Source organism: Pseudomonas sp. BCRC 81390 (assembly GCF_030341915.1).
In the GTDB taxonomy this organism is placed as follows: Bacteria; Pseudomonadota; Gammaproteobacteria; order Pseudomonadales; family Pseudomonadaceae; genus Aquipseudomonas.
This window is the reverse complement of sequence record NZ_JATAAG010000013.1, coordinates 252,563-264,752: the sequence shown is the minus strand read 5'-3', so window position 1 is coordinate 264,752 and position 12,190 is coordinate 252,563. Positions and strand designations below refer to the sequence as shown.

At 65.5% G+C, this 12,190-nt stretch carries 14 protein-coding genes; 8 read left to right on the top strand and 6 right to left on the bottom strand.

From position 1 onward, the window contains the following. Positions 1-105: 105 nt before the first annotated feature. The 3 genes from QSV36_RS07780 to QSV36_RS07770 all read right to left on the bottom strand — a co-directional run bounded on the left by QSV36_RS07780 (position 106) and on the right by QSV36_RS07770 (position 1,422). Positions 106-447 (bottom strand): YgaP family membrane protein, encoded by a 342-nt coding sequence (locus QSV36_RS07780; RefSeq protein WP_289131069.1) that lies wholly within the window; start codon positions 445-447, stop codon positions 106-108. Positions 448-509: 62 nt separating this feature from the next. Further along, complete coding sequence (locus tag QSV36_RS07775) at positions 510-980, bottom strand: RNA methyltransferase (protein WP_225778824.1); 471 nt, start codon at positions 978-980, stop codon at positions 510-512. A gap of 70 nt (positions 981-1,050) precedes the next feature. After that, positions 1,051-1,422 carry a YajD family HNH nuclease gene (locus QSV36_RS07770; RefSeq protein ID WP_003259546.1) on the bottom strand — a complete coding sequence of 124 codons (372 nt, stop codon included), beginning with the start codon at positions 1,420-1,422 and terminating at the stop codon, positions 1,051-1,053. 132 nt (positions 1,423-1,554) lie between these two features. On the opposite strand from QSV36_RS07770, the gene QSV36_RS07765 reads away from it, so the two are divergent. After that, a complete protein-coding gene (locus QSV36_RS07765; protein ID WP_289131068.1) occupies positions 1,555-1,833 on the top strand; it encodes a hypothetical protein in 279 nt (92 codons plus the stop codon). Positions 1,834-2,028: 195 nt separating this feature from the next. Here QSV36_RS07765 and QSV36_RS07760 read toward each other — a convergent pair whose 3' ends face one another. After that, entirely contained in the window at positions 2,029-4,071 is a 2,043-nt protein-coding gene (locus tag QSV36_RS07760; protein WP_289131067.1) for a S9 family peptidase, read from the bottom strand. 92 nt (positions 4,072-4,163) lie between these two features. Between QSV36_RS07760 and QSV36_RS07755 the strand changes: the two genes are divergently transcribed. The 3 genes from QSV36_RS07755 to QSV36_RS07745 are packed head-to-tail and all read left to right on the top strand — an operon-like array spanning position 4,164 to position 5,980. Beyond that, positions 4,164-4,661 carry an MFS transporter gene (locus tag QSV36_RS07755; RefSeq protein WP_289131066.1) on the top strand — a complete coding sequence of 166 codons (498 nt, stop codon included), beginning with the start codon at positions 4,164-4,166 and terminating at the stop codon, positions 4,659-4,661. A gap of 14 nt (positions 4,662-4,675) precedes the next feature. After that, a complete protein-coding gene (locus tag QSV36_RS07750; RefSeq protein ID WP_289131065.1) occupies positions 4,676-5,449 on the top strand; it encodes a class II glutamine amidotransferase in 774 nt (257 codons plus the stop codon). A 9-nt stretch (positions 5,450-5,458) separates the two neighbouring features. After that, positions 5,459-5,980: a DUF2937 family protein gene (locus QSV36_RS07745; RefSeq protein ID WP_289131064.1), complete on the top strand. Its 522-nt coding sequence runs from the start codon at positions 5,459-5,461 to the stop codon at positions 5,978-5,980. A 136-nt stretch (positions 5,981-6,116) separates the two neighbouring features. Here QSV36_RS07745 and QSV36_RS07740 read toward each other — a convergent pair whose 3' ends face one another. After that, positions 6,117-7,028: a LysR family transcriptional regulator gene (locus QSV36_RS07740; RefSeq protein ID WP_289131063.1), complete on the bottom strand. Its 912-nt coding sequence runs from the start codon at positions 7,026-7,028 to the stop codon at positions 6,117-6,119. A gap of 128 nt (positions 7,029-7,156) precedes the next feature. Here QSV36_RS07740 and QSV36_RS07735 point away from each other — a divergent pair, with 128 nt between their 5' ends. Genes QSV36_RS07735 through QSV36_RS07720 form a run of 4 tightly spaced genes read left to right on the top strand, consistent with a single transcriptional unit; the run spans position 7,157 to position 10,832 of the window. Next, the gene (locus tag QSV36_RS07735; protein WP_289131062.1) at positions 7,157-8,443 is read left to right on the top strand and encodes an MFS transporter; all 1,287 of its coding nucleotides are present in this window, start codon (positions 7,157-7,159) and stop codon (positions 8,441-8,443) included. A gap of 12 nt (positions 8,444-8,455) precedes the next feature. Continuing rightward, entirely contained in the window at positions 8,456-9,235 is a 780-nt protein-coding gene (locus tag QSV36_RS07730) for a 5-oxoprolinase subunit PxpA (RefSeq protein ID WP_289131061.1), read from the top strand. Further along, the gene (gene pxpB / locus QSV36_RS07725) at positions 9,232-9,918 is read left to right on the top strand and encodes a 5-oxoprolinase subunit PxpB (RefSeq protein ID WP_289131060.1); all 687 of its coding nucleotides are present in this window, start codon (positions 9,232-9,234) and stop codon (positions 9,916-9,918) included. The genes QSV36_RS07730 and pxpB overlap by 4 nt, the downstream gene beginning before the upstream one ends. After that, complete coding sequence (locus QSV36_RS07720; RefSeq protein WP_289131059.1) at positions 9,915-10,832, top strand: 5-oxoprolinase subunit C family protein; 918 nt, start codon at positions 9,915-9,917, stop codon at positions 10,830-10,832. The genes pxpB and QSV36_RS07720 overlap by 4 nt, the downstream gene beginning before the upstream one ends. A 176-nt stretch (positions 10,833-11,008) precedes the next feature. Here QSV36_RS07720 and QSV36_RS07715 read toward each other — a convergent pair whose 3' ends face one another. Next, positions 11,009-12,187 (bottom strand): vWA domain-containing protein, encoded by a 1,179-nt coding sequence (locus QSV36_RS07715; RefSeq protein WP_186687825.1) that lies wholly within the window; start codon positions 12,185-12,187, stop codon positions 11,009-11,011. Between the last annotated feature and the right edge of the window lie 3 nt (positions 12,188-12,190).

The window sequence follows — 12,190 nt, the reverse complement described above, 5'->3', positions numbered from 1 at the left end:
TTCGCGGGTAAACCCGCTCCCACAGGTACGGCAAAGCGTCCAACGTCCTGGTGATCCTGTGGGAGCGGGTTTACCCGCGAAGAGGCCGGCACAGGCCAACGTGCCTCAACTGCCGGTCAACGGGTCCTTCCCGGTCACCGTCACCTCACGCGTCGCCGCCTCGGCACTGGCCTTCAAGGCCTGCAGTTCGGAGGCACTGCGCTCGATGTCCGAGCGCAAACGGTGATATTCCTGGCGGTGGCGCTGCCACCAAGCCTTGGTCGCGCAGTGCCCGGTGAAGCCGCGCGCCAGCGCCAGGCCGCCCACGGCAACCTGCAACAAGCCGACCAGGCCGCCGTGGCGCAGCCCCTTGCTGACCATCAAGGCGCCGCCCGCCAGCGAACTGGCGCGCTCCAGCCCATGAACGTTGTGGTCCTGCGAGGTTGCAGGCGAATGAATATCCAGCATGGCGAGGCCTCCGTCTGACATGTAAGCAGCTGACCCGCTGGCCACCGCCATCGTTCAGTCGGTTATTTGAACCTGGGCCCCGAACGGGTATTCAGCCCCTTGGCCATGCGGTCATACAGCACCACATTCACCGTCGCCGCCAGGTTCATGCAACCTTCGGTCGGAATATAGATGGTCTCTTCACACCAGCCCCGCACATCCTCGCTCAGCGAGCCATCTTCCGGCCCGAAGATGTAGATGGCCCGGTCAGGGTGGGTGTATTCCGGCAACGGACGGGCGCCTTCCACCAGCTCCACCGCCACCGGCGTGCAGCCCAGCGGGATGATGCGTTGCAGGTCGTCGATGCCGATCAGCGGAATGTCGTAGTGCACGCGCTTGGTATCGGTGACGAAGTCACGGGCGCGCTCGTAGCGTTTGCCGGTATAGAACACCGAGTTGACACCGTAGCAACCCGCGGCGCGCATGACCGAGCCGACGTTTTCTGCCGACTTGGGGTTGAACAGGCCGATGCAGCTGTATCGTTTGTTTGCCACGTACCGGGGCCCTTCGCAAAAAAGCGCGATTATACGGGCTGCCCGGTAGCAGCGGGGGGCGAATCGATGGTCAGTCCTTTTTCAGCATGCCTGCCAACCCGGCGAACGGGTTGTGGGTGGCCTTGGCGATGCTCGGGGTGCTGGTGGAGCCTTCGCTGAAGTACTGCTGGTCGGTGTAGCGCGAATGCTCGTTGTCGTGGCAATACAGGCACAGCAGCTCCCAGTTGGAGCCGTCCTGCGGGTTGTTGTCGTGGTTGTGGTCGCGGTGGTGCACGGTCAGTTCGCTCAGGCGCTTGCCGGAGAATTCGCGGGCGCAGCGGCCGCACACGTGCGGGTACATTTTCAGGGCCTTGTCGCGGTAGCCCATTTCCTTGTCACGCTTGGCATCGGCCAGGATACGGTCCAGGCGCGCAGTAGCGGCGGCGGAAGAGGTGGAGCTCATGGTGTTTCCTTCGTTCTGGTCAGGCAAATGTCGGTTATGCCCCTGAGTCTAGCGCGCTTGCACGGCTGGCGGACAGGCGAAAACCGGAATATCGGCGTAGCCTGTAGGAAGGTTCCCGACAGGAGGTTGCTGATGTTTCGCACGATCCTTGCCGTGCTGCTGCTGGCTGGCCTGCCCATGGCCGAAGCTGCCAGCACGCCACCCCGGTTGACCACGCCAGTGCCCGGTGCGCCAGGTACGCCAACGCCCACGCCGTACCCGCAGATTACCCCAAGTACGCCACCCAAGGCCTACGACAGCCAGCCGGGGGCACCCTTGTTGCCGCCCATGCCGGTGCCAGGGCCGCCAAAAGACCAGCCCTTGCCGGGGTTACGCCAGGACCCGCCGAAGCCGCCGGTGCAGGATGATTGAATTCAGCCGGCCTACCCCGGTTTGCTGTGGCAGCGGGTTTACCCGCGAAGCAGGCGCCGCGGTGGATGGCACGGGCTACGCCCGTGTTCGCGGGTAAACCCGCTCCCACAGGGATCGCGCAGGATTCAGGGCATGCGCGGTCCCTGTAGGAGCGACCTTGTGTCGCGAAAGGGGCGCAAAGCGCCCCCAGCCCTCTCAAACGATACCTAGCTCGCCGAACACGAACGCGTACTCGAGGGCCACATCCTTCAGCCCCTGATACCGCCCGCTCATCCCGCCATGCCCAGCCCCCATCTCAGTCTTGAGCAGCAGCAGGTTGTCGTCGGTCTTGCGCGTACGCAGCCGTGCCACCCACTTGGCCGCCTCCCAATACTGCACGCGGCTGTCGTTGTAGCCCGCCACCACCAGCATCGCCGGATAGGCCTGTGCCTTCACGTTCTCATACGGTGCGTAGGCCTTGATCCGCTCATAGACCTCTGGCTCCTCAGGGTTGCCCCATTCGTCGTACTCGGTCACGGTCAACGGCAACTCAGGGTCGAGCATGGTGTTGAGCACGTCGACGAAAGGCACTTCGGCAACGGCACAACGGAACAGTTCGGGGCGCAGGTTGAGCACTGCGCCCATCAGCAGGCCACCGGCACTGCCGCCGCTGATGGCCAGGCGATTGGCGGCGGTCACGCCCTCGGCGATCAGGTGCTCGGCACAGGCGATGAAGTCGCCAAAGCTGTTGTGCTTGTGCTCCTGCTTGCCGGCGCGGTACCAGGCTTCGCCCAGTTCGCCGCCGCCGCGCACGTGGGCGATGGCGAAGGCCACGCCGCGCTGCAGCAGGCTCAGGCGCGCATGCGAGAACCACGGGTCGAGGCTTTCGCCATAGGCGCCGTAGCCATACAGGTACAGTGGCACGGCCTGGCCCAGGTCCTGGCGCCGGCGTACCAGGCTGATCGGCACCTGGGTGCCATCCGCCGCCGTGGCCCACAGGCGCTCGCTGACATAGTCATCGGCGTCGAACGGCCCGAGTACCGGGGTTTGCTTGAGCACCACCTGGGCGCCAGTGGCCAGTTCCAGCTGGCGCACCTGGGCCGGGCGGTTGAGCGCTTCGTAGCGCAGGCGCAGGCGCGGGCTGGCGAACTCCAGGCTGTCCTGCACGTACAGGCTGTAGGCTGCATCGGGCAGCTCGACACGGTAGGCCGGCAGGCCCTGGGGGCGTACCTCGATGATCGGCAGGCCGCCTTCGCGCAGGCTCAGGGTCAGCGCAGTGGCATTCAGGCTGAGGCCCTCGAGCATGATCGCGTCGCGGTGCGGCACCAGCACCTGCCACTGCGCGCGGCTTGGCACCGGTGTTGCCGGCGCGTGGTACAGGGCGAAGTTGATGCCGTCCTGGTTGGTGCGGATGAACCAGCGCCACTGGCCGTCGAGCTGGCCGTGGTCGGGGAAGTACTCATGGCCTTCGACCCGCGGCGCCAGGCAGGTGAAGGGCGCCTGCGGCGTTTCGGCATCCAGCACCCAGGCTTCGCTGGTGGTCTTGCTGTTGAGCAGCAGCACCAGCTGACGCTCGGAGCTGGTGCGGTAGCAGTGCAGGAAAAAGCGCCCGTCGGGTTCTTCGAACACGGTCTGCGCGCCATCGCTGCCCAGGGTGTGGCGGCGCAGGCGCCAGGGCCGGTGGGTGTCGTCCAGTTCGGCAAAGAACAGCGTCTGGCTGTCGTTGGCCCAGGTCAGGCTACCGTCGCAGTCGTCGAAGGGCAGGGTGGTGACGTCGCCACTGGCCAGGTCCTTGACGTACAGGGTGAAGATTTCGTCGCCGCTGGTGTCGAGGCTGTAGGCCAGCAGGCGGTGGTCAGGGCTGACGTTGAACGCGCCCAGTGACAGGAAGCCGCCATTGGCCAGGGCATTGGGGTCGAGCAGCAGTTGCTCCTGGCTTTCATCGACGGTGTTGGTGTCGTCGGCCGGGCGCGGGCAGCGGTAGTGGCGCGGGTACTCGTCGCCAGCAGTGGTGCGGGTGTAGTAGAGGTAGGGGCCCCAGGGGGTCGGCAGCGACAGGTCGGTTTCCAGGATGCGACCCTTGATCTCTTCGAACAATTGCTCGCGCAGCCCTGCCTGGTCGGCCAGGCAGGCTTCCTGGTAGGCGTTTTCGGCTTGCAGGTAAGCCAGCACCTCAGGGCTGTCGCGCTGTTGCAGCCAGGCATAGGGATCGGTGGCGTTGTCGGCATGGGCGATGGGTGGCAGAGGCTTGTTCGGCATCGGGGAACTCTTGGCTGGGGACAGGGAGACGCTGTCTGCGCCCGGAAAAGTGTTTATCATAGGCATCTCTTTGCCTGGCTTGCACGAACACCATGACCGAGAACGACTACACCCTGGCCTGGGGCCTATACGCGGTGGCCGCCCTGGGCTGCCTGCTGGTGGGCTTCAAACTCACCGGCTGGATGTGGCGCTGGCTGCGCGAACCGTTGCGGGTGGTGCTGGCGGTACTGCTGCTGACCCCGACCATCGTCGACCCGGCCAAGGACAGCTTTGCCCCGGCCATCGCCATCACCGCGCTGGACGTCGCCTTCAAGGTCGGCAACAACGCCTGGCGCGCAGTGTCGGACTTCGCCATGTACGGCATGTTCGCCTTCAGCCTGTATTTCCTCTTCGTGGCGCTGCGCTGGCCGCTGGAAAAGCGCGCCCGCGAGCGCCGCGCCCAGGCCGAGGCTGCGGCCCAGCGCGAGGCTGCCGAAGACGACGCGCTCGCTGCCCAGGCGCCGTTGGCCGCCGAGCGCCGGGACCGTTACCTTGACGACCCACGCCCTGCCGCGTTGCGTGGCGGTGGCCGGGTCGAGCCCCGTCTGTAAGCGGAGACACGCCTATGTGCGAACTGCTGGGCATGAGTGCCAACGTCCCCACCGATATCGTTTTCAGCTTCACCGGCCTGATGCAGCGCGGTGGCCGCACCGGCCCGCACCGCGACGGCTGGGGCATCGGTTTCTACGAAGGCCGTGGCCTGCGCCTGTTCCAGGACCCGGCCGCCAGCAGCGAGTCGGAAGTGGCCAACCTGGTGCAGCGCTACCCGATCAAGAGCGAAGTGGTCATCGGCCACATCCGCCAGGCCAACGTCGGCAAGGTATGCCTGGCCAACACCCACCCCTTCGTGCGGGAAATGTGGGGCCGCAACTGGTGCTTCGCGCACAATGGCCAATTGGGCGACTTCAAGGGGCAGGCCGGTTTCTACCGGCCCGTGGGCGACACCGACAGTGAAGCGGCCTTCTGCGACCTGCTCAACCGCATTCGCAGCAGCTTCCCCGAACCGGTTGCGGTGGAACAGCTGCTGCCGGTGCTGGTCGAAGCTTGTGCCGGCTACCGTGCGCTTGGCGTGTTCAATTGCATGCTCAGCGACGGCGACTGGCTGTTCTGCTTCTGCTCGACCAAGCTGGTGCACATCACGCGGCGCGCACCCTTTGGTGCCGCACGGTTGAAGGATGTCGACCTGATCGTCGATTTTCACACCGAAACCACCCCCAACGACGTGGTCACGGTCATCGCTACCGAGGCCCTGACCGAGAACGAGACCTGGCAGCGCTACGCGCCGGGACAATGGGCCCTGTGGCGGCACGGCGAATGCGTGGCGCACGGCCAGAGCTAAGGACGCTGCATGTTCAGAAGTTACCTGCGGTTGCTGCTGTTCACCTTCGGCCTGTTGGCCGGCATCCAGGTCCCGGGGCTGGTCAAGGATTACAGCCAGCGGGTCGAGGCGCACCTGTTCGAATCGCGCGAGGCGCTCGATGGTTTCCGGCAGACGGCCGAGCGCTTCTTCAACGGTGACTTGCAGGCGCTGTTGCGGCACTACCGCAGCAGCGACGACCCGGTATTCCTCAGTGACGCCAACAGCATCGAAAGCCTGATGATCCGTAACGAACGGCTGGAAAACGAATGGCAGGCGCTGCAAGGACCATGGGTTGAACGTACCTGGCACGTGCTGGTGCAGGCCGACCCGCAACTGCGGGAAGAGACGCTTAACGGCTACAGCTACCAAATTCTGCTGGTGCCCGAGGCAATTGGCTGGGGCATTGGCGCAGGGTTTGTGCTGGCCTTTGTGGTCGAGAGCCTGTTGCTGGGGATTGGCTGGGTGATTCTTGGCGGGCGGCGTGGCGCGGTGAAGGAGAGCTGGCGCTGATTTTCGCAGAGCCTGTGCCGGCCTCTTCGCGGGGTAAACCCGCTCCCACATGTACTGCATCAACCTCGAATGCCGTGCAAATCCTGTGGGAGCGGGTTTACCCCGCGAAGCGGCCGGCACAGCCAGCACAGTTGGGTCAGACCAACACTATCCGCTGCCCTCCCACATCCCGTGCATACCCCTCCAGCACCTGCCGGCACACCCCGACCACTTCGTCCACCAGCGCCACCCCGGTCTGCCAGGCCACCACCAGTTCCAGGCTCGGCGGTGGTTGCAACCCCTCCAGCAACACCAGCTCACCCCGGCTCAACTCGGCATCCACCAGCGCCGGTGGCAACGCGCCAATGCCAAAGCCGTCGCGCAGCAAGCGGGTAATCGCCGCCACCGAGTTCACGCAGTTCAACCGCGGCGTTTCGGCACCCGCGGCTTGCAGCAGGCTCAGCACCTCCTGGTGTGGCCGTGAGTTCTTCGAGAAGGTGATGATGCGCTCACGCGCCAGTTCGGCCAGCGAGGCGTAGTCGCGCTGCTGCAGCGAGCCTGCCGCCACGATCCAGCCCATCGGGTAGCGCGCCAGGTCGAGGCTGCGGATCGATTGCTCGCGCACCAGGTCGGTCTGCAGGATCACGTCGAGAAAGCCCTTCTGCAACTGCTCGCGCAGATTCAGAGCGGTGTCGGCCACCAGTTCGATCTCCACCTGCGGGTAGCGTTCGCTCAGCTCGGCCACCAGCGCGCTCATCCAGGTATGGATCACCGTGTCCATCACCCCGATGCGGATGCGCCCGAGCTTGGCCCGGTCGCTGTCCAGTGACTGCTTCATGGCCTTGGCGGTTTCCAGCATGCGCTCGGCATACTCGAGCACCTTGCTGCCCTCTGGGGTCAGGCTGACCCCGCGCGAGTCGCGCAGCAGCAGCTTCACGCCCAGGTCGGCCTCCAGTGCGGCGATCCGGCTGGACACCGAGGCCTGGGTGGTGAACAGCTTTTCCGCAGTCAGGCGGAAGCTCTTGAGCCGGGCAACCCAGACGAAGGTTTCGAGGAAACGAAGGTTCATGATCAGTTTTTCTTGTTCCAGACCGGCGGTTTTTTTCGTTGGACGCAGCTGGCGCGGCCTCTGAACAATGATGCCCAGGCCGCGACCCTGAGTCGCCCGTAAAACAATACCAACAAGCCGAGGCAACCATGAACCCCACCGGCGTGCAGCAGCAGGTCAGTCCCTCTTCATCGACCGGGCCATTCGCCTGGTACCGCGATATCGATTCCCAGCAACGACGCACCTTCTGGAGCTGCAAGATCGGCTATGGCCTGGATGGCATGGACACGCAGATGCTCAGCTTCGTCATCCCCACGCTGATCATGCTGTGGGGCATCAGCACCACCGAGGCCGGGCTGATCCACACCAGTACGCTGATCGCCTCGGCCGCCGGCGGCTGGATTGCCGGCATCCTCTCCGACCGTATCGGCCGGGTGCGCACCCTGCAATTGACGGTGCTGTGGTTCGCCTTCTTCACCTTCCTGTGCGGCTTCGCCCAGAACTACCAGCAGCTGCTTATCGCCCGCACCCTGATGGGCTTTGGCTTCGGCGGCGAATGGACTGCCGGCGCGGTGCTGATCGGCGAGGTGATCCGTGCCCAGGACCGTGGCAAGGCGGTGGGCATGGTGCAGTCCGGCTGGGCGCTGGGCTGGGGCCTCACCGCCATTCTCTACGCGCTGCTGTTTTCCTGGCTGCCGGCAGAGCAGGCCTGGCGTGCGCTGTTCCTGTTGGGCCTGGTGCCGGCGATCTTCGTGATCTTCGTCCGCCGCCTGGTCAAGGACCCCGAGGTGTATCGCGAGGCCAAGGCCGTGCAAGACACCGAGGCGCCTTCGCGCTTCTACGAGATCTTTGCCCCAGGCATGCTCTGGACCACCGTGCGCGCGTCGCTGCTGACCACCGGTGCGCTGGGCGGCTACTACGCCATCACCTCGTGGCTGCCGACGTTTCTCAAGAGCGAACGCGGCCTGAGCGTGCTGGGCACCGGTGGCTACCTGGCCATGGTGATTGTCGGTTCCTACATCGGTTATGTGGTCAGCGCCTATCTGTCCGACCTGCTCGGGCGCAAGAAGAACTTCATTCTGTTCGCCGTGGGCTCGTTCGTCATCGTGCTGCTGTACACGCAAATGCCGGTCAGCGATGGCGTGATGCTGTGGCTGGGGTTGCCGCTGGGCTTCTTCGCCTCGGGCATCTTCAGCGGCATGGGCGCGTTTCTCACCGAGCTGTTCCCCACGCGTATCCGCGGTTCGGGGCAAGGCTTCTGCTACAACATCGGCAAGGTCGTCGCGGCGCTGTTCCCGCTGCTGATTGGCGTGCTCGGCCAGAAGGTGCCGCTGGGCCTGGGCATCGGCGTGTTCGCCGCGGTGTCCTACGGCGTGGTGATCCTGGCGGCACTGAGCCTGCCGGAAACCCGCGGCAAACAGCTGCAGGCGCGGTAAGGTAAGAGGCATATGAACAACCACATGGGAGGCCGAGCGGTGAAACGCCTGCTACTCAACTGCGACATGGGCGAGAGTTTCGGCAGCTGGCGCATGGGCCTGGATGCCGAGGTCATGCCGTTTATCGACTGCGCCAACATCGCCTGCGGCTACCACGCCGGCGACCCTGGCATCATGCGCCGCACCGTGGCCCTGGCGCTGCAGCACGGGGTCACCATTGGCGCACACCCGGCCTACCCGGACCTGGTCGGCTTCGGCCGCCGCTCCATGGCCTGCAGCGCGGAGGAAATCCGCGACCTGCTGCACTACCAGATCGGTGCGCTGGACGGTATCTGCAAGGTGCAGGGTGGCCGCGTGGCCTATGTAAAACCCCATGGCGCGCTGTACAACGACATGATGGCCGACCCGCTCAAGCTGCGCAGCGTACTGGAGGCCGTGGCGGCCTACGGCGACGACCTGCCGCTGATGCTGATGGCCACCGCCGACAATCGTGCGGCCCAGGCGCTGGGCGATGAAATCGGCGTGCCGCTGTGGTTCGAGGCGTTCGCCGACCGCGCCTACACCGCCAGCGGCCACCTGGTGTCGCGGCGCCTGCCCGGCGCGGTGCACCACGACCCGGCTTTGGTTGTGGCGCAGGCGGTGCGTCTTGCCCGTGGCGAAACGCTGGTGGCGGACGACGGCAGCGCGCTGCAACTGGAGGCCAGCACCCTCTGCGTGCACGGCGACAACGACAGCTCGGTGGCGGCGGTACGGCAGATTCGCCAGGCCCTTGAAGCGCTGGAGTCGCCATGAACCCGCGGATCGAAGTGGTGGCCGTCGACAGCCTGATGGTGCGCCTGTTCGAACGCATCGACGAGGCCAACATGCCCTGGCTGCTCGCCGCCAGCCAGCGCTTGCGCGCGGCGTTCGGCGAGTACCTGCTGGACCTGGTGCCTTCCTATACCACGCTGATGGTGCAGTTCACCTTGCCACCGGCTGAAGCGAGGGCGCTGATCAACCAGGCGCTGCAGGGCCTGCAGCCTGATGCGGGCAGCGCCGGTCGACGGCATGAAATCCCGGTGTGGTACGACGCCAGCGTAGGCCCGGAGCTGCCGGTATTGGCAGCCCGCAGCGACTTGAGTGAAGCCGAGGTGATCCGCTTGCACAGCGCGCGTGAGTACCCGGTGTTCGCCCTGGGGTTCGCCCCTGGCTTCGGCTTCATGGGGCTGGTTGACGAACGCTTGGCCAGCCCACGCCTGAGTACCCCGCGCAAGCGCGTGGCGGCCGGCAGTGTCGGCATTGCGGAGCGCCAGACCGCAGCCTACCCGGCGGTTTCCCCGGGTGGCTGGAACCTGATCGGGCGTACCCCGGTGCGCCTGTTCGACCGTGAGCGCGAGGGCTACAGCCTGTTGCAACCCGGCGACCGGGTGCGCTTCGTGCCGGTTTCGCGCAGCGAGTTCGTGGCGTTGGGCGGTGATGTGGAGGCGCAAGGATGAAGCAATTGCAGATCGAGGCCAGCACGCCGCTGTGCCAGTTGCAGGATGCCGGGCGCTTCGGCGTGCGCCACCTGGGCGTGACCCAGGGCGGGGCACTGGACTGGGTGGCGATGTATTGGGCCAACTGGCTACTGGGCAATCCCCTCGCTGCGCCTGTGGTGGAGGTGACGCTGGGTGGTTTCTGCGTGGTGGCCGAACAGGACTGCGTGCTGGCGCTGGCCGGCGCCGACCTGGATGCGCGTGTCGATGATCAGCCGCTGGCACCCTGGCGCAGCTTTGTATTGAGCAAGGGGCAGCGGTTGACGCTGAAACAACCGAAGCAGGGCGTGCGGACCTACCTCGCTGCACCGGGCGGGTTCCTGGGTGAGGATGTGCTGGGCAGTTGTGCCGCGGTGGTGCGCGAAGCACTGGGCGGTATCGATGGCTGCGGGGCTGCGCTTGGCAACGGCCAGTTGTTGACCTTCGCCGGCAGCGCAACGACGCTGCGCGAGGTGCCGCCAGCGCTGCGGCCGCAATACCTGCAAAAGCCAGTGCTCGACCTGGTGATGGGCGCGCAGATTGGCGAGTTCAGCGGTACCAGCCTGTTCGAGGCGTTCAATCGCGAGTGGACGCTGGACAGCCGCGCCGACCGCATGGGCATTCGCCTGCTGGGGCCGCAGCTGGTCCATCAGGGGGCGCCGATGATTTCCGAGGGTATCCCGCTGGGCGCGGTGCAGGTGCCGCCGGACGGGCAGCCGATCGTGTTGCTCAATGATCGGCAGACCATTGGCGGTTATCCGCGGCTGGGGGCGTTGACGCCGCTGGCGCTGGCACAGCTGGCGCAGTGCATGCCGGGAGCAGCGGTGCGCTTCAGGGCGGTGGTGCAGGACGAGGCCTGGCGGGAGCAGCAGGCATACCTGGACCGTTGGCGATAAGGCTGCCGGCCCCTTCGCGGGGTAAACCCGCTCCCACAGGTACGGCGCAAGCCTTGAGACCTGTGCCGGCCCCTTCGCGGGGTAAACCCGCTCCCACAGGTACGGCGCAAGCCTTGAGGCCTGCGCGGGACCTGTGGGAGCGGGTTTACCCCGCGAAAGGGCCGGCACTGGCAACATCATTTGGACAGGTAACGCATCCCTTCCTCCAACCCCTGCAAGGTCAGCGGGTACATCTTGTCTTCGATCAGGTCACGCACCAGATGGGTCGATGCGGTGTAGTCCCAGGCCTGCTTCGGGTACGGGTTGATCCAGATGATCTTGCGGAATTTCTCCATGAAGCGCTGCATCCACACGTAGCCGGCTTCTTCGTTCCAGTGCTCGACGCTGCCACCCGGCTGGGTGATTTCGTAGGGCGCCATGGCCGCGTCGCCGACGAACACCACCTTGTAGTCATCGCCGTACTTGTGCAGCAGGTCGAAGGTGGAATACCGCTCCGAGGTGCGGCGCAGGTTGTTCTTCCACACCGACTCGTACACGAAGTTGTGGAAGTAGTAGTACTCCAGGTGCTTGAACTCGGTCTTGCACGCCGAAAACAGTTCTTCGCAGACCTTGATGTGGGCATCCATCGAACCGCCGATGTCGAACAGCAACAGCAGCTTGACCGTGTTGCGCCGCTCGGGGCGCATCTGGATGTTCAGCAACCCGGCATCGCGTGCGGTGTGGTCGATGGTGCCGTCGATGTCCAGCTCCTCGGCGGCGCCTTCGCGGGCGAACTTGCGCAGCCGGCGCAACGCCAGCTTGATGTTGCGCGTACCCAGCTCGACCTGGTCGTCAAGGTTCTTGTACTCGCGCTGGTCCCACACCTTCACCGCCTTGCCCTGGCGCTTGCCGGCCTCGCCCACGCGGATGCCCTCGGGGTTGAAACCGCCCGAGCCGAACGGGCTGGTGCCGCCGGTGCCGATCCACTTGTTGCCGCCAGCGTGGCGTTCCTTCTGCTCTTCGAGGCGCTTCTTGAATTCCTCGATCAGCTTGTCCAGGCCTCCGAGCGACTGGATCTGCGCGCGCTCTTCGTCGCTCAGCGAGCGCTCGAACTCCTTGCGCAGCCAGTCGTCGGGAATCAGCGCCTCGATGTGCCGGTCGAGGTTCTCCAGGCCCTTGAAGTAGGCGGCGAAGGCCCGGTCGAACTTGTCGAAATGGCGTTCGTCCTTCACCAGGATGGCGCGGGCGAGGTAGTAGAACGCGTCCATGTCGGCGAACACCACGTGCTTCTGCAGGGCCTGGTGCAGGTCGAGCAGTTCGCGCACCGACACCGGCACCTTGGCCGCGCGCATTTCATTGAACAGGTTGAGCAGCATGGC